Origin of the sequence: Streptomyces sp. NPDC058619, from assembly GCF_042717785.1 — a bacterium.
Taxonomy (GTDB): domain Bacteria; phylum Actinomycetota; class Actinomycetes; order Streptomycetales; family Streptomycetaceae; genus Streptomyces.
In genome coordinates, this window is record NZ_JBHXQN010000032.1 from 19,498 (window position 1) to 40,884 (window position 21,387).

Sequence of the window (21,387 nt, forward strand, 5' to 3'; positions counted from 1 at the left end):
CGCGCCCGCGGGCTGAGCGGACCGCCGGACCAACTACGGTGGGTGGTCGCAGGTTTCGCCGCGTCCCGAGGTGGATCGTGATCACGCGCCGCTCGACCCTGCTCCTCGCCGGCTCGGCCGCCGGCTCCGCGCTGCTGCCCACCACGGCGGCGACCACCCCACCAGCCGTACCCGTCACGGACGTTCACATTGGTCACACGGGCGGGCGCGGTGCACCCGGTGGGCGGGCGCGGTGCACCCCGCCCACCGCGGGAGCACGACACCCCTTAGGGGGCGAGGGAGGCTTCGGCCGCCGCCTTGATGCGGCGGCCGAAGTCAGGGGCGTCCTTGCGGGCCGCGCTCACGGCCAGGCCGACGAGCAGCTTGCCGATGCCGTGACCCTCCAGGACGTTGAAGATCCGGACCCGGGTGCGGCCGCCGGTGAGGGCTTCGAGGTCGTAGCCGCCGGACGCGGTGACCAGGTTCTTGGTCTGCTCCGTCCAGCGGATCAGGCCCGGCGGCTCGTACGCGGTGATGCGGAACTCGCGGCCGGTCTTCATGCCGGCGTCCTTGACCGTGCTGCGGAAGACCGTGCCGACGGCGGTCGGGCCGTCGGGCGTCTTGGTGATCTTCTGCACCCGCGGGCTGAACTCCGGGTCGTGGCGCCCGTCGGCGAGGTAGGCGAAGACCGCCTCGATCGGCCGGTCGATCTCCACGCTCGCCTCGAACTGTCCGGACATGTCCACTCCTCGTGCGACCCGTGCGGTCCGCGGCGCGATCCGCAATGTGGTCCACGATCGCAGAGGTGCGGCTCAGGAGCGCGCCAACAGGCCGGACGGCAGCACCTCCAGCGTCCCGCGCGCAGGGTGGCGCCGAAGTCCCGGCGCCGCTACGAGCCCGGACGCGGCGGCGGGCGGCTACTACGGACCCGGCGGACGCTTCGGGCCGGTCGGCCCCACCACGGAGGCCCGGATCACCCGCCGGGCCCCGGGAGCGGGCGGCGAACGCACGGCTCTGGGCCCGGGCGGAACGCCTCCCGGGCGTCGGGCCGGCCGCGTCGGTCGCCGCCGGGAGCTGACGCGGCGGCACCGGGGCGCCACCAGCGGCGCCGGAGGGGTCTCAGCCGAGCAGGGCGTAGACCGTGGAGGCCGTCGCCGCCGGCTCGTCGGCGCCCTCGGGGGTCATGGTGACGTCGGCGAAGGCCATCCGCCGGCCGAGCTTGGTGACCCGTACGCGGATCAGCACGTCGACGCCGACCACCGGCCGCTGGAAGCTGGTCGACTGCTGGACGGTGGTCATCGGCCCGTACTCCCCGCGCGCGGCGGACAGCGCGATGACCGTGGCCGTGTCGGCGGCCGCCATCAGGGCCTGTCCGCAGAGGCCGCCGCCGTCCCGGGCCAGGGTGTCGGACCAGGGCAGCCGCAGCACGGCGTGCCGCTCCCCGGTCTCCTGGACGGTCAGGCCGAGGGAGAGCACCCAGGGGGCGAAGTGGTCGGCGAGGATCTTCTCTGCGTCTGCCGGTGTCAGCGTCACCAGGAGATTGTGGCGGCCGGGACCCGGCCGCCACAACACCCTGGAGCGCGAAGGATCATCCCCGGGAGGATCTCCCGGTCGCAGGCCCTGCGGCTCAGAGGCCGGCGGCCAGCTCCGTGCCCTGGCGGATGGCCCGCTTCGCGTCGAGCTCGGCGGCCACGTCGGCGCCGCCGATCAGGTGCGCCTCGACGCCCGCCTCGCGCAGCGCCTCCCACAGGTCGCGCCGCGGCTCCTGGCCGGTGCACAGGACCACGGTGTCGGCGGGTACGAGGCGCTGCTCGCCGCCCACCGTGATGTGCAGGCCCTCGTCGTCGATGCGGTCGTAGGAGGCCCCGGCGACGGAGACGACCCCGCGGTGCTTGAGCTCCGCGCGGTGGATCCAGCCGGTGGTGGTACCCAGTCCCGCGCCGACCTTGGTGGTCTTGCGCTGGAGCAGGTGCACCTGGCGCGGCGGGGCCGGCCGCTCGGGGGCGGTGAGCCCGCCGGGTCCGGCGTACGAGGTGTCCACGCCCCAGTGCCGGAAGTACACGGCGGGGTCTTGGGAGGCGCCCTCGCCGCTGTCGGTGAGGAACTCCGCGACGTCGAAGCCGATGCCGCCGGCCCCGACGACGGCGACGCGCTCGCCGACCGGGGCGCCGTCGCGCAGCACGTCGAGGTAGCTGACGACGCTGGGGTGGTCCACGCCCTCGATGCCGGGGGTCCGGGGGGAGACTCCGGTGGCGACCACCACCTCGTCGAAGCCTTCGAGCGTCCGCACGTCGGCGCGGGTGTTCAGGCGGACCTCCACCCCGCTCTCCACGAGCTGGGTGCCGAAGTAGCGGATGGTCTCCTCGAACTCCTCCTTGCCCGGGATGCGGCGGGCGACGTCGAGCTGGCCGCCGATGTGCCCGGAGGCCTCGAAGAGGGTGACGGCGTGGCCGCGGCCGGCGGCGGAGACTGCGCAGGCCAGCCCGGCGGGACCGGCGCCGACGACGGCGACGCTCTTCTTCAGCCGGGTGGGCGCGAGGACCAGTTCGGTCTCGTGGCAGGCGCGCGGGTTGACCAGGCAGCTGGTGATCTTGCCGCTGAAGGTGTGGTCCAGGCAGGCCTGGTTGCAGCCGATGCAGGTGTTGATGGTCTCGGCGCGGCCGGCCGCGGCCTTGGCGACGAAGTCGGCGTCGGCGAGGAAGGGCCGGGCCATGGAGACCAGGTCGGCGCGCCCGTCGGCGAGCAGCTCCTCGGCGATCTCGGGGGTGTTGATGCGGTTGCTGGTGACGAGCGGGACGCTCACCGCGCCCATCAGCCGCTTCGTGACCCAGGTGTACGCGCCGCGCGGGACGGAGGTGGCGATGGTGGGGATGCGGGCCTCGTGCCAGCCGATGCCGGTGTTGATGATGGTGGCGCCGGCGGCCTCGACCTCCTTGGCGAGGCGGACGACCTCGTCGAGGGTGGAGCCGCCCGGGATCAGGTCCAGCATGGAGAGGCGGTAGACGATGATGAAGTCGTCGCCGACGGCCGCGCGGGTGCGCCGGACGATCTCCAGCGGGAAGCGGACGCGGTTCTCGTAGGCGCCGCCCCAGCGGTCGGTGCGGCGGTTGGTCGCGGCCGCGATGAACTCGTTGACGAGGTAGCCCTCGGAGCCCATGATCTCGACGCCGTCGTAGCCGGCGAGCTTCGCTAGGCGGGCGGCGCGGACGAAGTCCTCGACCGTGCGCTCGACCTCGATGTCGGTGAGCTCGTTCGGGACGAACGGGCTGATCGGGGCCTGGAGCGGGCTGGGGGCGACCAGGTCCTTGTGGTAGGCGTAGCGGCCGAAGTGGAGGATCTGCATCGCGATCTTCCCGCCCTCGGCGTGCACGGCCTCGGTGATCACCCGGTGCTCGGCCGCCTCCTCCTCGGTGGTGAGGCGGGAGCCGCCCTCGAAGGGGCGGCCGGCGTCGTTGGGGGCGATGCCGCCGGTGACGATCAGGCCGACCCCGCCGCGGGCGCGCTCTGCGTAGAAGGCGGCGAGGCGCTCGAAGCCGCCCTCGTGCTCCTCCAGGCCGGTGTGCATGGAGCCCATGACCACGCGGTTCGGCAGCGTGGTGAAACCGAGGTCCAGGGGGCTCAACAGGTGCGGGTACCGGCTCTGCGACATGGGGGGCGCCTCCTCGCGCGGGGGTGATGACCCTGTTCTAGCGAGCCGGGGCCGGTTTTGCAACTAGGTGCATAACCGAATGCGGACGTTCCCCCTGGCCCGGACCCGCAACCACGGGCCCGGGCCGAGGCCCCTGTGGCGCAGTTCACGGCCGCGGCGCCGCCGGGACGGCCTCCCCCGCGGGCCGCCCCGGCTGCGCCGCGCCCCCGTCAGGCGCGGCGCAGGCGGACCGTGACGATCTGGAACGGGCGCAGTGTCAGCGGGACCGTACCCGCCGGGGCGGCCGGGCCGACCGCCGTTCCCTCCAGCGGCCGCTCCAGCAGGTCGCTCTCAACCGCCGCCGCGAGCGGGAAGCCGGCCGCGAGGGTGGCCCGGGCCCGGCCGCCCCGGGACTCGTACAGGCGGACGATCACGTCGCCGCCGCGGTCCTCGGCGAGCTTGACCGACGCGACGACCACCGCGTCGTCGTCGACGGCCACCAGGGGCGCCACCGGGCCGGCGCCGGTCAGGGTGCGCTCGGGCAGGTTGAGCGCGTGGCCCTCGCGGACCGCGTCGGCGATGCCGGCGCCGGGCGCCAGCGAGAAGCGCAGGGTGTGGGAACCCTGGTCGGTCTCCGGGTCCGGGTAGCGCGGGGCCCGCAGGAGGGAGAGCCGTACGGTGGTGGTCTGGCCGCCGTCGGGCCGTACGTCGCGGGTCACGTCGTGCCCGTACGTGGAGTCGTTGAGCAGCGCCGCGCCCCAGCCGGGTTCCTCCACGTGGATCCAGCGGTGGGCGCAGATCTCGAACTTGGCCGCCTCCCAAGAGGTATTGATGTGCGTGGCCCGGTACACGTGCCCGAACTGCGTCTCGGAGGCGGACCGTTCGGCCTTCACGTCCAGCGGGAAGGCGGCCTTCAGGAACTTCTCCGTCTCGTGCCACTCCACGACCGTGACGATGTCCACCGTCTTGGCGCCGGAGCGCAGCGTCACCGACTGGACGACGGAGGAGGAGCCGAAGGAGCGGGTGACGCGGACGGTGGCGGACGCCGGGCCGTCCCGGGTGACCTCCAGGGCGTCCAGGTCCACGAGGTCGGTGACGTTGTTGCGGTAGAACGCGTCGATGTCCCAGGCGTCCCACATGTTCGGGAAGTCGGGGTGGAGCTGGAGCAGGTTGGCGGCCGCGCCCGGCGCGACGGACTCCCGGCCGGCTTCGAGGTCGTAGGCCGACACGATCAGGCCCCGGCCGTCGAACTCCACCCGCAGCCGCCCGTTGGCCAGGACGTGTCCGCCGCCGTGCCGCTCCTCCACGGTGACCGGTTCTCCGGTCCCGGCGGGGCGGCCGGCGCCGCCGGCGGGGACGCCGCGCCGGGCGTGCGGGGCGCAGTTGAAGACCAGCTCCCGGTCGCCCGCCCCCGCCAGCGCGCTCTGCGCGGCGCGGGTGATCCCCCGGAGCTCCTCCCCCAGCCCCGCGTACGTGGCGCGCGCCTCGCGGTGCACCCAGGCGATGGAGGACCCGGGCAGGATGTCGTGGAACTGGTGCAGGAGCACCGTCTTCCAGATCCGCTCCAGGTCCTCGTACGGGTAGGCGTACCCGGGCTCCCGCACCGCGGCGGTGGCCGCCCACAGCTCGGCCTCGCGCAGCAGGGACTCGCTGCGCCGGTTGCCCTGCTTGGTCTTGGCCTGGGAGGTGTAGGTGCCGCGGTGGAGCTCCAGGTAGAGCTCGCCGGCCCAGACGGGGGCGTCCCCGTACTCGGCGCGGGCCTTCTCGAAGAAGGCGTCGGGGCGCTCGATCTCGACCCGCGGGGACCCCTCCAGGTCCCGCTGGCGCCGGGCGCGGGCGAGGTGCTCGCGCGTGGGGCCGCCGCCGCCGTCGCCCCAGCCGAAGGGGACCAGCGAGCGCGAACCACGGCCCTTCTCGCGGTAGTTGCGGGCCGCGTGGGCCAGCTGGGCGCCGCCCAGGTCGGAGTTGTAGGTGTCGACGGGCGGGAAGTGCGTGAAGACGCGGGTGCCGTCGATGCCCTCCCACCGGAAGGTGTGGTGGGGGAACGCGTTGACCTGGGACCAGGAGATCTTCTGGGTCAGGAACGACGTGGAGCCGGAGAGCCTGACGATCTGCGGCATGGCGGCCGTGTAGCCGAAGGAGTCCGGGAGCCACACGGTGTGCGTGTCGATGCCGAACTCGTCGAGGAAGAACTTCTTGCCGTAGAGGAACTGGCGGGCCATGGCCTCGCCGCCCACCATGTTCGTGTCGGATTCGACCCACATCCCGCCGACGGGCACGAACCGGCCGTCGGCGATCTTCTTCTTGATCCGCTCGAACAGCTCCGGCCGGTAGGTCTTGATCCAGTCGAGCTGCTGCGCCTGCGACATGGCGAACACGAACTCGGGGTGCTCGTCCATCAGCGCGACCACGTTGGACGCGGTGCGGGCGACCTTTCGGACCGTCTCGCGCAGCGGCCACAGCCAGGCGGAGTCGATGTGGGCGTGGCCCACCGCGCTGATCCGGTGCGCGGAGGCGTGGGCGGGCGCCGCCAGCGCCGCGGCGAGGTGCGTACGGGCGGACGCGGCCGAGCCGGGCACGTCCCCGAGGTCCACGGCGTCGAGGGCCGCGTCGAGGGCGCGCAGGATCTCGTACCGGCGGGCGTCGCCCGTGCCGAGCTGCGTCATCAGGTCGTAGAGCACCTCCAGGTCCTGGACCAGCTCCCAGACCTCGGTCTCGAAGACGGTCAGGTCCATCCGGGCCAGCCGGTAGAGCGGCTGGTCGCCGCTGGTCTGCCGGTCCCCCTCGTACGTGGCGGCGTGGTCGACGAGGACGGGGTTGGAGGCGGCCTCGACGTACCACTCGACTCGTTCGCCGCCCTCGGCCCGGTCGGCGACGCGCACCCAGTCGTTGGCGGGGTTGAGCGCCTTGACCTCGGCTCCGTCGGCCCGGTGGACCAGGCCCTCGCACTGGAATCCCGGCATCATCCGGTCGAAGCCGAGGTCGAGGACGGCCTCCACCGTACGGCCGGCCCACTCGGCCGGTACGGTGCCGGTGACCTTGAACCAGGTGGTGCCCCAGGCGGGGCCCCAGGCGTCGCCGACCGCGCAGGGCCCGTACGCCGCCGCCAGTCCCTCGGCGACGGGGACGGGCTCGCCGGGGGCCTCCCACCGCTCCACGGCCAGCGGGACCGGCCGGGTGTGGACGGCGGGCTTGATGCGCTCCTTGAGGACCCGGCGGAGGCGGTGTTCGGCGATGCTGCGGTCGTCGTGCATGACGGCTGCTCCAGGGAGGCGGATGCGTACGGAGGGCGGACGGGACGGGGGGCGGAGGCGGGGCGAGGGCGGGGCGGGGGCGGCGGCTCAGGTCTTGACCGCTCCGTCGCCCACGCCCTTGAAGAAGAAGCGCTGGAGGGCGAAGAAGAGCAGCATCATCGGGATCAGCGCCGCCATCGCACCGGCGGCGATGAGCCGCTGGTCGTTCACGGTGGTGGCGCCGGCCAGCGTCTTCAGCCCCAGCTGCAGGGTGTAGTGGTCGCTGTCGGTGAGGACGAGCAGGGGCCACAGGAAGTCGTCCCAGGCGCCCATGAAGCTGGTGATGCAGACGACCGCCAGGGCTCCCTTGACGGAGGGCAGGAAGACCCGGGTGAAGCGGGTCCACTCGTTGGCGCCGTCCAGCACCGCGGCCTCCTCCACCTCCTTGGGCACCGCCAGGAAGGCCGCCCGCATGACCATGATGTTGAGGACGGACACGGCCCCGGGGAGCCACACGCCGATGAGGGTGTCGACCAGACCCATGTCCCGGACCGTGAGGAACATCGAGATCATCACGGACTCGAACGGGAACATCAGGGTCGCCACGAGCACGGTGAACACCGCCTTGCGGCCCTTCCACGCGGCACGGGAGAGGGCGTACCCGCCCATCGCCGCGAACAGCGTGTTCGAGGCGACGGCGAGGGCCGCGACGACGAGGGTGTTGCCCGTGTACTGCAGGAGCGGGAAGGACTCGGCGACCCGGACGTAGTTGTCGAGGGTGGGCTGCGAGGGCAGCACCCCGTCGTACACGTTCTCGGTGCGGCCGCGGATCGAGGTCAGGAACTGCCAGACGATCGGTCCGAGCATGACGGCGAGCGTCACCAGCAGCGTCGCGTACCGGCCGGTGCGGCCGATCCACCGGCGCCTGCGGTCGGCGCGGGAGCGTTGGGGCGCCCGGCTTCCGGGAGGGGACGGTGCGCTCACCTCTCGTCCCCCTTCGACAGGCGGCGGCCCAGCAGGCTGAAGACCAGGGTCAGGAGGAACAGCAGGATGGACAGGGCGGAGGCGTAGCCCGTCTCCCCGGCGAAGCCCAGGCCGACCTGCCGGATGAGGAAGGGCAGGGTGCGGGAGCCGCCGCCGGGGCCGCCGCTCTCGCCCCCGAGGATGTAGATCTCGGTGAAGACGCGGAGCGCGGAGATGGCGGAGAGGGTGGCGACCAGCAGCATCATCGGCTTCACCTGGGGGACGGTGATGCTGAGGAAGCGGCGTACGGTGCCGGCGCCGTCGAGCGCGGCCGCCTCGTGGAGCGAGGCGGGGACGTTCCCGAGGGCCGCGAGGTAGAAGACCATGTAGTAGCCGAGGCCCTTCCACACCGTCACGATCATCGCGGAGACGAGCAGCATGGTGCTGTCGGTCAGGAACGGGATCGGCTCGGAGACGAGGGACAGCCTCCGGAAGACGGTGTTGACCAGCCCGTCGCTGCGCAGCACCCACTGCCAGATCAGGCCGACGACCACGGCCGAGGCGATCACCGGGGTGTAGAAGGCGGAGCGGAAGACGCCGATGCCGGGGATCTCGGTCTGGACGAGGACGGCGAGGGCCAGCGGCAGGAAGACCAGGCACGGCACGACGACCACGAGGTACAGCACGCTGTTGCCGGCCGCGACCCAGAAGTCGGGATCGGCGAAGGCGCGGGTGTAGTTGGCGAAGCCGACGAAGGTGCCGCCGCGCAGGATGCGGGCGTCGGTGAAGGAGAGGACGACGGTGTTGACGAAGGGCCAGAGGCTGAACAGGCACACCATCACCAGGCCGGGCGCGAGGAACAGGTACGGGGTCCACCACGAGCGGTGCACCAGCCCCGTGTCGGCCTCCATGGCCGCCTTCGCGCGCCTGCCCCGCCGTGCCTCGTCCCTGCGGGCGGCGCGCGCACCCTTCCCTCCAGGCGCCGCACCCTTCCCTCCCGGCGGCGCTCCAGGCCCCGGCGCCGCTTCCGGTCCAGGCGGCGCTACCGGTCCCGCCACCGCCTTCGGTCCCGCCTCCCCCGCCGCGGTCATCCGGCGGTCGCGTCGGCGAGCAGCCGGTTCGCTTCCTCCTGGGCCCTGCGCACCGCCGACCGGGGGTCCTGCTCGCCCTTGATGGCCCTCTGCACCTCCCGTACGACGGCGTCGCCGACCTGGTTGGTCCACTGGACCGGGGTGTTGGCGTCGAGCGCGGCACTCTTCAGCTGTTCGGCGCCGACCGCGCGGGCGACCGTCTCCGCGTCCTTCCCGTCGCCCCGGTCGGAGAAGAGCGGGTCGGCGAGGCCCCGGGCGTTGGACGGGTAGATGGTGGCCTTCCTGGAGAACTCCACCTGGTTGGGCCCGTTGGTGACCCACGCGGCGAACGCGGCCGCCGCGTCGAGGTGAGCGGTGTCCTTCCTGATGCCGAGCGACTGGGCGTAGATGCCGATGTGGCCGAGCGTTCCGGTGACGGCCCCGGCGACCCGGGTGTTCGCGTAGACCTGCGGGGCGTTCTGCTTGATGTCCTTGACGAAGCCCGGGGAGCCGGGGCCGAAGACGAGCTTGCCGCTGCCGTAGAGCTGGTTGATGTCGGCGGACGTGAGCAGGGACTCCCGGGGCATGGCGCCCTTGGCGTAGAGGTCCTTCATCCGCTCCACCCACGCGACGGCCCGGTCGGTGTCGAAGGTGAACCGGTCCCGCTGCTCGTTCAGGATCGGCACGCCCATCTTCTGCCAGTCCCCGGGCAGCCGGCCCTTGGGATCGGCCATGAAGGCGGCGTACCGGCCCCCGGAGCCGGCGGCGATCCGCTCGGCGTAGTCGAAGAACTGCTCGACGCTCGTGGGCGGCTTGGCGGGGTCCAGGCCGGACCGCTCGAAGAGCTCCCTGTTGTAGGTGAGGATCTCCGGGGTCACGTACCAGGGGTAGGCGTACACGGCGTCGCCCTTGCCGGGGAGCTTGAACTGCTCCCAGGCGCCTGGCACGTAGTCCTCGGCCAGTGCCCCGTCGAGCTTGGCGACGTCGGCGAGCATGCCGCGGTCCCCGAGGAGCTGGAAGGAGTCGGTGGAGAGGTTGACCACGTCCGGGAGGGCGCCGGCCTGGGCGTCGGCGACGAGCTTCTCGTTGTAGCCGTCGCCGGGGACGTCCTCCCACGTGACCTCGACGTCGGGGTACCTGTCCTCGAAGGCGTCGATCACGCCCTGCACGTAGGACGTGAACCCGGGCTTCAGCTGGAGGGTGCGGAACCTGATCTCGCCGGACACCCTGCCCGTCCGTTCCGCCTCGTCCACCTCTCCGGCTCCACCGCTCAGACCGCACGCGGAAGTCGACAGGAGTGTGCCGGCCACGAGCATGGCGACAGCGGTACGGGTCGGTTTCGATCGCATCATCGTCGCCGCCTTCACAGAAGTCCGGCCCCTTTGCCGGATGGCGGTGACCACGGTCGTCCGAAAGCGGGATCGCGTCAACGAGGCGGAGGTCCCGATGGCCGGTGGCCTCCGGGTCCCCCTTTCGGGGAAAGGGTGCCGAGCCCCCTCCGGAACCCCCTCCGACACCGCCTCGAACTGCGCTGATGCGCTTTAGTACGAGGACAGCCGAGCAGGGTGTCGACAGGGCGCCGACACCTGCCGCACCATCGCACTTTGACTTCTTGTCGACGGTTGACGCCGGCGGGCACTAATGCGCTTTACCCGCGCGGCGAAACCGCTTTACCCCGCTCCTTCCACTCCGCCCGCTTGAGCGGGCCGGGGACACCGGCGTTCCCCGACCCGGCCCGGCGGACGCCGCTCGCGGCGGCATACCAGGCGCGGCGCGGATACGGGTACGGGTACGGGTACGGGTACGGGTACGGGTACGGGGTGCAGGTACGGGGTGGGGCGGTCCTACTTCATGAGGTATTGGACCTTCTCCGCGAGCTTGCCGTCCTTGAAGCAGAAGCGGAACACCGTCTCCGTGCCGCCCACCGGATCGCCGTCGGACAGGTACCACGAGCACGTGCTGCCAGCCGGCTCGGCGGGACCGCCGTCCTTGAGGCTGGACTTGATGAACGTCTCGCCCGAAGGGAGCCGGTCGCGCAGCTCCTGCTCCGGCCGGCCGACCTCGGCCGCCGCGTACACCTTCGGGTCGAGCAGGGTCTTGTCCGCGGCGTCCAGGATCTTGGTGGCCCCGAAGGCCAGGGCCGCGATGACGCCGACGCCCACCACCGCCGCTATGCCGCACCCGATCAGGCAACCCTTGCGCTGAGCCACGCCGTTCCTCCATGCCGTGCCGCGTCCGGTGCCGTTCACCGTGACGCTCCGACCTTCGCAGGGGGCGGGGACCCGGCACCGTCCTCGAAAGTCGTCGGCCCGCGCGACGATCGTCGTTCGAGGTCGGCCCCCCCTCTCCCGTGTATACAGGGAGAGAAGGGATCATCCGGACGGACCGAGAGGAAGCACCATGAGCGAGCCCGCCCTGCCGCTGATCGTCGTCGGCGTGGACGGTTCGAAGCACTCGAAGGAGGCCCTGCGCTGGGCGGTCCGCCAGGCCAAGGCCAGCGGCGCCCGGGTGCACGCCGTCATGAGCTGGGAGTGGAACACCAACCCGTTCGGGGTGGCCCCGGACGTGGCGCGGGCGGAGCTGGTCACCGCCGAGGAGGCCGCCCGCCTCAAGCTGGCCGACACGGTGGCGGAGGCCGTGGGCACCTCGCCCGGCGTGCCCGTCTTCCGCCGGGTCGAGCACGGGGCGCCGGCCCGGGTGCTGGTGGACGCGTCCGCGGAGGCCGAGCTGACGGTCGTCGGCAGCCGCGGCTACGGCGGCATCAAGGGCGCGCTGCTCGGCTCGGTGAGCCAGCAGGTGGTCCAGTACGCCGGCAGCAGCGTGGTCGTGGTGCGCGCGGACGCCCCGGGCACGCCCGCCGGCTGACGGGACCTCACCTCACGCGCCGGGGGTCACCAGGTCCCCCGGATCGGTGTTGGCCCCGCAGAGGATGACCGCGACCCGCTCGCCCAGCGGTTCCGGGGCGCCCCGGAGCGCCGCCACGGCGGTGGCCGCGGCCGCCTCGACCACGAGGCGGTGCTCCTCCCAGAGGGAGTGGCGGGCGGCGGTGATCGCCGCGTCCGGGACGAGGACCGACCGCACGTTCCCCTGCCGGGCGGCCGCGAGCGCGTCCGCCGAGACCCGGGTGGCACCGAGGGAGTCGGCGGCGACCGAGTCGACCTCGACGTCCACGGGCCGGCCCGCGGCCAGGGCTGCGTTCAGCGCCCGGCAGTTCTCCGGCTCCGCGGCGATCACCCGTACGCCGTGCTCGCGCGCGGCGGTGGCCACTCCGGCGAACAGTCCGCCGCCGCCGACCGCGACGACCACGGTGTCCAGCCCGGGCAGCGCGGCCCGGATCTCGTCGAGCAGCGTTCCGGCGCCGGCCGCGATGAGCGGGTGGTCGTAGGCGTGGCTGCTCAGGGCCCCGCTCTCGGCGGCGAACTCCCGGCAGGCTTCGAGGGCCTGCGCGTACCGCTCGCCGACGAGCCGCACCGCGGCCCCGTAGCCGCGCAGCCGCTCCACCTTCACGCGCGGTGCGTTGGCGGGCAGGAACACGGTGGCGGGCACGGCCTGGGCGCGGGCCGCCCAGGCGCAGGCGAGGCCCGCGTTGCCGCCGGAGGCGATGGTGACGCCGGCGGCCGGGAGGGTGCCGGCGCGGTGGTGGGCGGCGAGGAAGTTGCGGGCGCCGCGGGCCTTGAAGGAGCCGGTGTGCTGGAGGTGCTCCAGCGCGTACCAGACCCCGTCGGCGGCCGGGGCCACGGCGACGGGCCGTATGCCGCCGGCGATCCGGTCGGCGGCGGCGCGTACGGCCGCGTAGTCGAGCTGCTGTTCCGGATGCATGGGAGGTCTCCCCGTCAGGAGGTGGGCCGGGCGGCGTCGATGAGCTGGCGCAGGGCGCCGTGGTAGACCTCGTGGTCCGTCAGGGGCGGCAGTACGTCGGCCAGGCCGCCGGACAGCACCGGGAAATCCTGCGGGTCCAGCGCGGCCAGGGCCGCGCGGGAGGCGGCGGTGGCCCCCTCCGGGTCGCGGTGGTCCACGAACGCGGCGCTGCCCAGGGTGAGCAGGTACATGCGGCGGTACGCGGTCATCGCCTCCGCGGGCGTCATTCCCGCGGCCACGCTGTCGGCGAGGGCGGGCTCGACGAGCCGGGCGAGGAGCTGCCGCCCGAGCCAGGGCCGGCCTCCGCGCAGCACCAGCAGCCCGGGATGGGCGACGAGCAGCCGGTAGAGCGCGCGGAAGCGCTGCTCGGTGGCCTGCGCCCAGTCCGTGCCGGCGGGAACCTCGGGGAGCTGGGCGGCCAGGTGTTCGGTGCACAGGTCCAGCAGCCCGGCGAGGTCGGTGCAGCGGCGCTGGACGGTGGCGTGCGAGACGCCGAGCCGTTCGGCGAGCGCGCGGAAGCTGAGGCCCTCGGGCCCGTGCTCGTCGAGGACGCGCAGGGCGGCCACGGCGATCACCTCGGGTGTCGCGCGGTCCAGGGCCATTGATCGTCTCGGCATGAGATACACCGTAACATACGATGTATCTCATCTGTCGGCGTGGCTCCGTCACTCCTTCGCGTGATGCCGACTGCGGCCATATTGCTGGTCATTGTGCGATAACCATCGACATGCGTTGACAGGGGGTAGCCACGCCGCTGCACTGGGCGCACGACAGCCCCACGTCCACGACAGCCCCACGTCAAGGAGTCTCCGTGCCGCCTCGCCTGCGTGCGACGCTCCCCTGCCTGACAGCGGCCGCCCTGCTCGCCCTCGCGCTCGCCCCCGCCCCCGCGGCGGCCGAGCCGACCGCGACCTCGGACACCCCGCTCGCGCTCACTCCGCCCATGGGCTGGAACAACTGGGCGCACTACATGTGCGACATCGACGAGGCCACGGTGGTCGCGAACGCGGACGCCCTGGTGTCCACCGGACTCGCCGCCAAGGGCTACGACACGGTCACCGTGGACGACTGCTGGATGACCAAGAGCCGCGACGCGCAGGGCGCGCTGGTCGTCGACACGGAGAAGTTCCCGCACGGCATGGCCTGGCTCGGCGAGTACCTGCACGCCAAGGGCCTGAAGTTCGGCATCTACCAGGACGCCGGGTACCTCACCTGCGAGAAGTACCCCGGAAGCGGCTCCCCCCAGGGCGGTGGCGCGGACCACTACGCCGAGGACGCCCGGCAGTTCGCCTCCTGGAAGGTCGACTACGTCAAGATGGACGGCTGCAACCTCTGGGTGCCGCCGGGGACGACGAAGGAGCAGGCCTACCGCGACGCCTACCACGCCGTCGCGAAGGGGCTGCGCGAGAGCGGCCGCGACATGGTGCTGTCGGCCTCCGCGCCCGCCTACTTCCAGCAGGGCGAGTGGGGCGGCGCCGACTGGCACCGGGTGCTCGGCTGGGTCGGCGAGACCGGCCAGCTGTGGCGCGAGGGCCGAGACATCCAGGTGTACAAGCCGGCCGCGCCCGCCACCTCCCGCTGGAGCTCGGTGATGGGCAACTACGGCTACAACCGCTGGCTGGGCCGGTACGCCGGTCCCGGCAACTGGAACGACCCGGACTTCCTGATCGCGGGCGCCCCCGGGCTCACCGCGGCCGAGGGCCGCAGCCAGGTCGCCCTCTGGGCCATGATGGCGGCCCCGTTCATCCTGTCCTCGCAGGTGTCCGAGCTGACGCCCGAGGGCCTCGCCGCGCTCGGGAACACCGACCTCATCGAGCTGGACCAGGACCCGCTGGGCCGTCAGGGCGCGGTCGTCTCCTCCAACGCCACCTTCGAGATCCTGACGCGGGACCTCGCCAACGGCGACCGCGCGGTGGCCGTCCTCAACCGCTCGGGCAGCGCCCGCGACATCAGCGTGCCGCTCGACGAGGTCGGCCTGTCCGGCTGCAGCGCCGACGCGAAGGACCTGTGGAGCGGCGAGCGCCGGAACGTGCCGGACGCGCTGACCGGGCGGCTGGCCGCGCACGACACCGCGGTGTGGCGGCTCACCCCGCGCGGCTGCGCCGAGGCGGTCCCGACGGGACAGGTCGTCGGCGGCGCCGCCAAGTGCACCGACGGGGCCAGCACCACCGGCGTCGGCGCGGTGGTCATGGCCGCTTGCACCGGCGCCCCCGACCAGCGGTGGACGGTGGGCCGCGACAACACCCTGCGGCTGGCCGGCAAGTGCCTGACGGCGGGCGGGGACGGGCTGGTGGAACTGGCCGCCTGCGCGCCCCGGCAGTCGCGGGAGCCCGGCCAGGAGTGGACGCACGACCGCGCCGGAACCCTGACCGACGCGGCGAGCGGCCTGTGCCTGACGTCGCCCGCGGCGGCGGCGACCCCGGACGCCCCCGCCGAGCGGCTGCGCCTGGAGGCCTGCGGCGACCACCGGGTCGACCAGGCCTGGGCCCTGCCGGTCTGATCGCGCACGGACCGGGTCTCCGGGCCGGACGAGCAGCCGGCCGCCGGGCCGGACGAGCAGCGGACGAGGAAGCGGACGACCCCGAGGATGGCCGAGCGGATGACCCAGCCGACGACGAACCCGACGCCACCCGGCGGGCGGCGGCTTCCGCCGCCCCGCCCGGTCGCCCTCGCCGCGCTGCCGGCGGCGCTGCTGACCCTGCTGTGCGCGGGAGCCGCTCCCGGGGCGGCCGCCCCGGGAGCCGGACCGCCCGCGCGGGCCGATGCGCAGGCTGGCGTACGCGCCGATGTGCGGGCTGCCGTACGGGCGGGCGCGCGGACCGGCGCGCCCCGGCCGCGGAGATTCGACCCCGCTCCCGCGCGGGCCGCCCTGGGGCGGCTGCTGCCGCGCCACGCCGGGCAGTTCACCCTGGTGCCCGACACCGGCGCCGCGGCCGACACCTTCACGGTCTCCGGTGCGGCTGGCGCGGTCACCGTGCGCGGTTCCACCGGTGCCACCCTGCTCACCGGCGTCGGCTGGTACCTCCAGCACGTCGCCGGCGTCGACATCGGCTGGCCGGGCGACAGCATCGGCATGCTGCCCGCCACGCTGCCGGCCGTCCCCGCGCCGGTCACCCGCAGCGCGGTCGTCCCGCACCGGTACGCGCTGAACGACACCGACGACGGGTACGCGGGCCCGTACCGCAGCTTCGAGGAGCACCAGCGGCAGATCGACCTGCTCGCCCTGCACGGGGTGAACGAGGTGTTCGTACAGGTGGGCGCCGAGTACCCGTACTACCGGGCGCTCCAGGGCTTCGGCTACTCGGCCGCCGAGCTGCGCGCGTGGATCCCCGGCCCGGGCCACCAGAGCTGGTGGCTGCTGCAGAACCTGAGCGGCTTCGGCGGCCCGGTCACGGAGCGGCTGATGCGCGAACGCGCCGCGCTGGGCGGGCGGATCGCGGAGCAGCTGCGCGGGCTGGGGATGACGCCGGTGCTGCCGGGCTACTTCGGCACGGTCCCACCGGAGTTCACCGCGCGCAACCCCGGCGCCGGCACCGTGCCGCAGGGCGACTGGGCCGGCTTCGACCGGCCGGACTGGCTGGACCCCGCCACTGCGGCGTTCGGAAAGCTGGCCGCCGCGTACTACGCGGAGCAGCGCGCGGTGTTCGGGGACAGCACGATGTACCGGATGAGCCCGCTGCACGAGGGCGGGCAGACCGGGGCGGTGGACGTGCGGTCCGCCGCCGGGGCGATCCAGCGGGCCCTGCACGCCGCCCATCCGGGTGCCGTGTGGGCGGTCCTGGGCTGGCAGGACGACCCGACGGCGGAACTGCTGGCCGGGGTGGACACCTCGAAGCTGCTGATCCTCGACGGGCTCTCCGACCGCTACAACCGCCTGGACCGCGAGACCCGTTGGGGCGGCGCCCCGTACGCCATGGGCACCATCTACAACTTCGGCGGGCACACGACGGTCGGCGCGAACACCTCCGTGTGGCTGGAGCGCTTCCCCGCCTGGCGCGCCAAGAGCGGCAGTGCGCTCAGCGGCACCGCCTACCTCCCGGAGGCCACCGGGACCAACCCGGCGGCGTTCGACCTCTTCACCGACCTGGCCTGGGAGCCGGGGCCGGTCGACCAGCGGAAGTGGTTCGCGGACTTCGCGGCCCGCCGGTACGGCCGCCCCGACGCGGCGGCCGCCGCGGCCTGGGAGGAGCTGCGCACGGGGCCGTACAGCACCTCCTCGGGGCTGTGGTCGGAGTCCCAGGACAGCCTGTTCACCGCCCGGCCGAGCCTGACCGCGGTGGGGGCGGCGTACTGGAGTCCCAAGTCCATGCGCTACCCGGCCGGTTCGGTGCGCAAGGCCCTGGACCACCTGCTGCGGGTTGATCCGCGGCTGCGCGGGTCCAGCGCGTACCGTTTCGACCTGGTGGACACGGCGCGGCAGGCGCTCGCCAACCACTCGCGGGTGCTGCTGCCGAAGATCAAGGCGGCGTACGAGGCCAAGGACCTGGACGGCTTCCGCGAGCTGACCGCCGAATGGCGGGGAGCCGAGAACCGGCTGGACGAGCTGATCGGATCCGACCCGAACTTCCTGCTCGGCGGCTGGCTGGGCGCGGCCCGCTCCCGGGGCTCCGACGAGGCCGAGCGGGACCGGTACGAGTACGACGCCCGCTCGATCCTGAGCGTGTGGGGCCGGCGCGGCACGAGCGAGGGCGGCTTCCTGCACGACTACGCGAACCGCGAGTGGAGCGGTCTGGTCTCGGAGCTGTACGGACCGCGGTGGGAGCTGTACTTCGGCTCGCTGGAGGAGGCGCTCGTCGGGGGTACCGCGCCGCGGGAGATCGACTGGCACGCCGAGGAGGAGGCCTGGGCCCGGCGGACCACCCGGCACCCGGACCGGCCGAGCGGGGACCCGTACGCCCTGGCCGCGGGCGTCGCGGCGTTCCTCCCGGCGGCGGCCGCCCGCTGATCTACACCCTGCGCGGCGGGCACGGCCGGCTCCTCCGATGAGCTCCATCCTCCCGGGGGAACCTCGTACCCGTTCGGGTGATCGGGCGGCCGACGGCCCGCGGGGCGGCGCGGGCCCTGGGTTCACTGACCCGCAACGATTCAGGGGCGGCCGCCGGAGGACTCCGGCGGCCGCCCCTGCCGTCGCCGTCGCGCCGCCGTGGATCCGCGGCGGCCGACCGCCAGGAGGGGGCCCGACCATGTCCGAGTCCGACCAGGACCGGCCCGAGCGGGACGGGTGCGAGCGGGGCGCGAACGAGGACGAACGGGACGGGTGCCCCGGCGAGCGGACCGGTGGCCGGGAGGGCGCCGCGGGCGGGGTCCCCGCCGCACCGCCGGAGCACCTGGCGCTCCTCGCCGACGGGGTGGTGGAGCTGCGCAAGCGCGGAGGGATCACCGCCCGGCGGACCGGCCCGGAGGGGCCGCGGGACGGCGGGCCCGCGGCCGGGGAGGCCGCCGCCCGGGACGGGCACTACGCTGCGGGGGGAGGAGGCTCCGACCCCTGCCTGGAGGCCATGGTCCGCCGCGCGGCGGACCGTGCCGGACGGCCGCCTGCATGACGCGGCCGGTGGAACATCCGGGGCAGTCCGGCGGGGCCCCGGCTCCGAATCACCACTTGAGCGGAAGGATCCGGGAGGATCGGGCCGTGGACGACGTGAACCAGCTCGGCACCCTGCTCGGCCGGGTCGCCAAGGGCGACGAGACGGCCTTCGCCGCCGTGTACGAGGCGGTGAGCGGCTCGGTGCTCGGCGTGGCGCTCTCGGTCCTGCGCGACCGGTCCCAGGCCGAGGAGGTGGCCCAGGAGGTGCTCGTGGAGGTCTGGCGCTCCGCCGGCCGGTACCGGCCGGACCGGGGCAGTGTGCGCACGTGGGTGCTGACCATCGCCCACCGCCGGGCGGTGGACCGGGTCCGCTCGGCGCAGGCGGCGACCGACCGGGAACGGCGGGCGGCGCGGCTGGAAGCGGCCCTGCCGGAGTTCGACGAGGTGAGCGAGGCGGTCGAGGACCGCGAGGAGCGGGACCGGGTGCGGCGCTGCCTGGGCTCTCTGACGGAGATCCAGCGCCAGTCGGTGGCCTTGGCCTACTACCGGGGGCTGACCTGCCGTGAAGTGTCCGAGTCGCTGTCGGTGCCGCTGGGTACCGTCAAGACCCGGCTGCGGGACGGCTTGCTGCGGCTGCGGGACTGTCTCGGGGTGAGCGACGGATGAGTACGGAGAGCATGCACGGGGCGACGGGCGCGTACGTGGCGGACGCGCTGCCCGCGGCGGAGCGCGCGGCCTTCGAGGCCCACCTGGAGACGTGCCCGCCGTGCGCCCGGGAGGTGCGCGAACTGGCCGCGACGGTGGCACTGCTGGGGCGGGCCGTCGCGGTCAGCCCGCCGCCGGAGCTGTTCGACGCGGTGATGCGCCGGGTCCGGGAGCTCCCGGCTGCCGGATCGGCTGCGGCAGGGGCCGACGCAGGCACCACCCCCGGGGAGCCGGACACGTCCAGCTTGGTCCCCGAGGCGCCGGGGGCGACGGGAGCCCAGGATCCCCGCGGCGCTTACGGAACCGACCGGCCCGTGCAGCCCGTGGAGCCCGTGCAGCCTGTGGGGCCCGTGCAGCCTGTGGGGCCCCTGGAGCCCGGCGCACCCGCCCGGGACCGCGTCCGGCACGCGCGGCCCGGCAGGCCCTGGCTGCGGTGGGCGCTGGCCGCCTCCCTCGCGGCGGTCGCCGGGCTCGGCGGGGTCGCGGTCTGGCAAGCGGAGCAGGCCGGTACGGCCCGGCAGGACGCGCGCCGCGCCGAGGCCCGGGCCGCCGAGCTGGCCGGGGTGCTGGCCGCCCCGGACGCCACGCCCGTCACCGGCCGGCTCGCGAACGGCGGTACCGGCACCGTCGTGGTTTCCGAGGACCGGAACCGCGCGGTGTTCGTGGCCTCCGGGATGCCGGCCCCGCCGGCGGGCCGGGTGTACCAGCTGTGGTTCGCCGACCCGGCGGGCGCCATGCGTCCGGCGGGGCTGATGGACCCCGCGCGGCCCGGCGCCCCGGAGCTGATGACCGGCCCGGTGAGCGGATCCACCGCGGTCGGGGTCACGCTGGAACCCGCGGGCGGTTCCCCCGCCCCGACCACCGAGCCGCTGATGGTGCTGGCCCTCCCCGCGCCCGGGGCCCCGTAACGCGGCGGCCCCGCGGGACGGCACCGCGGCACGAGCCCGCGAGGGGGCTCCCATGACCGGCACGACCGGGAACACCGGGAACACCGGGGACACCGGGAAGGACCGCATCCGGCCCGGGTGCGCGGCGGGCGCCGTGAGCGGGCTGCTCGCGGCGGTGGCCGCGCTGGCGGTCGGCGGGCTGGTCGCCGCGGCCGTACGGCCCGAGGCCTCCCCGGTCACCGCCGTCGGCGCAGCGGTGGTCGACCGCACTCCCCCGGCCTGAAGGAGTGGGCGGTCCGGCAGTTCGGCACGGCCGACAAGCCGGTGCTGACGGCGGGGATCCCCGTGCTGCTGGCCGCGCTCGCCGTCGCCACCGGATTGCTCGCCGTACGCCGCCTGTCCGCCGGGATCGCCCTCGCCTGCGGCTTCGGGGTGCTGGGGTCGGTGGCGGCGCTGTCCCGCCCCCGGCGGCCGGGGCCTGATGGGCGTCTCGACGGGGGGCTTCTGCGCGGCCAAGCTGCCGCTGCAGTACCCGAAGGCGTTCCGGGCGGGCGCGGCCCTCGACCCGGATCCGCTGACCGGCGACCTGGAGGTGGTACCCGACCGGGCCCTGCGGGAGCGGAACAGCCCGATGTGGCTGGTCGGGCATGCCGGGAAGACGGACGTCGGCCTGTTCCTGGCCACGTCCGCGCAGGACAAGGACAGCCCGCCCGAACAGCTGGAGGCCTTCAGCGCGGCCGCCGCGGGCACCGGCGTCTGGTCAGGACCCTCGTCCGCCCGGCCCGCGGCCACAACTTCCAGACCTGGATCGGCATGTACCCGGACGCCCTGGGCTGGCAGAGCGCGGAACTCACCCCGCCGAGCGCGCCCTAACTGCCGACCACGGCGACGGTGACCACGACCATCGCCAGCTGCATGTCGCGGATGGCGGAGCGGACGCCCGCGGCCGCCCACTGTCCTGCGGCGATCTCCGCCGTCCGCGCGGCGACCGGCCCCGGCCGGCTGTCGGGGAAGGCCAGGCTGTGCAGCTTGGCGGAGTGGATCAGTGCGATGAGGCCTGCCGTCCGCTCGTCCGGCTCGGCGCCGTCGAGCACGACGGACCGCAGGCGCTCGCGCAGTTCGGCTTCGACCGTGCCGTCGGCTTCGGGGTAGCGGCGGACCGGGAACACGCCGAGCGCCTTGCGCTTCTCCTCCACGACCACGCCGCGCTCGCACAGGCTCTCCAGCGCCGCCGCCACGGCCTTGGGCTGGTCCCTCGTCAGCCAGTCCGTCACCCGGCGCTTGCCGCGGCCCCGCAGCCAGGTCTCGATCAGGGCCGTGCGGCCGTCGAGCAGCCGGTCCCCGGTCGGGGTCGGGTCCGTCAGTTCGAGGTACTTGCCCGCGATCGAGACCCTTTCGGCCAGGACCAGTTCGAGCAGGATCCCGCCCGCCACCGCCCAGCCGGTCGCCTCCCGGCGCTTTGCCGATCCGGACTCGTCGTCCAGGGACAGCAGCATGATCTCCTCAGCCAGCGTGATCGTCATATCCGCCACCCCCGTGC

At 74.1% G+C, this 21,387-nt stretch carries 18 protein-coding genes; 7 read left to right on the plus strand and 11 right to left on the minus strand.

Features of this window, described 5'->3' with window-relative positions; all coding sequences use genetic code 11:
- Window positions 1-266 precede the first annotated feature (266 nt).
- The 8 genes from ACFWTC_RS26195 to ACFWTC_RS26230 form a co-directional block, all read right to left on the minus strand.
- Window positions 267-719, minus strand: a complete 453-nt coding sequence (locus tag ACFWTC_RS26195) for an SRPBCC family protein (RefSeq protein ID WP_383932178.1) — start codon at window positions 717-719, stop codon at window positions 267-269.
- Between the two features lie 379 nt (window positions 720-1,098).
- Window positions 1,099-1,512: a PaaI family thioesterase gene (locus tag ACFWTC_RS26200; protein ID WP_383932176.1), complete on the minus strand. Its 414-nt coding sequence runs from the start codon at window positions 1,510-1,512 to the stop codon at window positions 1,099-1,101.
- A 94-nt stretch (window positions 1,513-1,606) separates the two neighbouring features.
- The gene (locus tag ACFWTC_RS26205) at window positions 1,607-3,628 is read right to left on the minus strand and encodes an FAD-dependent oxidoreductase (protein ID WP_383932174.1); all 2,022 of its coding nucleotides are present in this window, start codon (window positions 3,626-3,628) and stop codon (window positions 1,607-1,609) included.
- A 209-nt stretch (window positions 3,629-3,837) separates the two neighbouring features.
- The gene (locus ACFWTC_RS26210; protein WP_384028717.1) at window positions 3,838-6,861 is read right to left on the minus strand and encodes an alpha-mannosidase; all 3,024 of its coding nucleotides are present in this window, start codon (window positions 6,859-6,861) and stop codon (window positions 3,838-3,840) included.
- Between the two features lie 87 nt (window positions 6,862-6,948).
- Window positions 6,949-7,824 (minus strand): carbohydrate ABC transporter permease, encoded by an 876-nt coding sequence (locus ACFWTC_RS26215; RefSeq protein ID WP_383932170.1) that lies wholly within the window; start codon window positions 7,822-7,824, stop codon window positions 6,949-6,951.
- Entirely contained in the window at window positions 7,821-8,714 is an 894-nt protein-coding gene (locus ACFWTC_RS26220; RefSeq protein ID WP_383932168.1) for a carbohydrate ABC transporter permease, read from the minus strand. Before ACFWTC_RS26220 ends, ACFWTC_RS26215 begins: the two co-directional genes overlap by 4 nt.
- 176 nt (window positions 8,715-8,890) lie before the next feature.
- Window positions 8,891-10,126 carry an ABC transporter substrate-binding protein gene (locus ACFWTC_RS26225; RefSeq protein ID WP_384028719.1) on the minus strand — a complete coding sequence of 412 codons (1,236 nt, stop codon included), beginning with the start codon at window positions 10,124-10,126 and terminating at the stop codon, window positions 8,891-8,893.
- Between the two features lie 591 nt (window positions 10,127-10,717).
- Complete coding sequence (locus ACFWTC_RS26230) at window positions 10,718-11,083, minus strand: hypothetical protein (protein WP_383932164.1); 366 nt, start codon at window positions 11,081-11,083, stop codon at window positions 10,718-10,720.
- 190 nt (window positions 11,084-11,273) lie between these two features.
- Here ACFWTC_RS26230 and ACFWTC_RS26235 point away from each other — a divergent pair, with 190 nt between their 5' ends.
- The gene (locus tag ACFWTC_RS26235) at window positions 11,274-11,738 is read left to right on the plus strand and encodes a universal stress protein (RefSeq protein WP_383932163.1); all 465 of its coding nucleotides are present in this window, start codon (window positions 11,274-11,276) and stop codon (window positions 11,736-11,738) included.
- Between the two features lie 12 nt (window positions 11,739-11,750).
- Here ACFWTC_RS26235 and ACFWTC_RS26240 read toward each other — a convergent pair whose 3' ends face one another.
- Both ACFWTC_RS26240 and ACFWTC_RS26245 read right to left on the minus strand, forming a co-directional pair.
- Window positions 11,751-12,692, minus strand: coding sequence for a serine/threonine dehydratase (locus ACFWTC_RS26240; protein WP_383932161.1), 942 nt, complete (start codon window positions 12,690-12,692; stop codon window positions 11,751-11,753).
- A 14-nt stretch (window positions 12,693-12,706) separates the two neighbouring features.
- Window positions 12,707-13,348, minus strand: a complete 642-nt coding sequence (locus tag ACFWTC_RS26245; RefSeq protein WP_383932159.1) for a TetR/AcrR family transcriptional regulator — start codon at window positions 13,346-13,348, stop codon at window positions 12,707-12,709.
- A gap of 194 nt (window positions 13,349-13,542) precedes the next feature.
- Here ACFWTC_RS26245 and ACFWTC_RS26250 point away from each other — a divergent pair, with 194 nt between their 5' ends.
- The 6 genes from ACFWTC_RS26250 to ACFWTC_RS26275 all read left to right on the plus strand — a co-directional run bounded on the left by ACFWTC_RS26250 (window position 13,543) and on the right by ACFWTC_RS26275 (window position 20,130).
- Window positions 13,543-15,231, plus strand: a complete 1,689-nt coding sequence (locus tag ACFWTC_RS26250; RefSeq protein WP_383932157.1) for a ricin-type beta-trefoil lectin domain protein — start codon at window positions 13,543-13,545, stop codon at window positions 15,229-15,231.
- Window positions 15,232-15,330: 99 nt separating this feature from the next.
- Window positions 15,331-17,676, plus strand: a complete 2,346-nt coding sequence (locus ACFWTC_RS26255; protein ID WP_384028721.1) for an alpha-N-acetylglucosaminidase — start codon at window positions 15,331-15,333, stop codon at window positions 17,674-17,676.
- 238 nt (window positions 17,677-17,914) lie between these two features.
- Window positions 17,915-18,274, plus strand: a complete 360-nt coding sequence (locus tag ACFWTC_RS26260) for a hypothetical protein (protein ID WP_383933037.1) — start codon at window positions 17,915-17,917, stop codon at window positions 18,272-18,274.
- 86 nt (window positions 18,275-18,360) lie between these two features.
- Entirely contained in the window at window positions 18,361-18,921 is a 561-nt protein-coding gene (gene sigK, locus ACFWTC_RS26265) for an ECF RNA polymerase sigma factor SigK (RefSeq protein WP_383933035.1), read from the plus strand.
- Window positions 18,918-19,868: an anti-sigma factor domain-containing protein gene (locus ACFWTC_RS26270; protein ID WP_383933033.1), complete on the plus strand. Its 951-nt coding sequence runs from the start codon at window positions 18,918-18,920 to the stop codon at window positions 19,866-19,868. Before sigK ends, ACFWTC_RS26270 begins: the two co-directional genes overlap by 4 nt.
- A 52-nt stretch (window positions 19,869-19,920) precedes the next feature.
- Window positions 19,921-20,130: a hypothetical protein gene (locus ACFWTC_RS26275; RefSeq protein ID WP_384028723.1), complete on the plus strand. Its 210-nt coding sequence runs from the start codon at window positions 19,921-19,923 to the stop codon at window positions 20,128-20,130.
- Window positions 20,131-20,716: 586 nt separating this feature from the next.
- Here ACFWTC_RS26275 and ACFWTC_RS26280 read toward each other — a convergent pair.
- Window positions 20,717-21,370 carry a GPP34 family phosphoprotein gene (locus ACFWTC_RS26280; protein WP_384028724.1) on the minus strand — a complete coding sequence of 218 codons (654 nt, stop codon included), beginning with the start codon at window positions 21,368-21,370 and terminating at the stop codon, window positions 20,717-20,719.
- Window positions 21,371-21,387 lie beyond the last annotated feature (17 nt).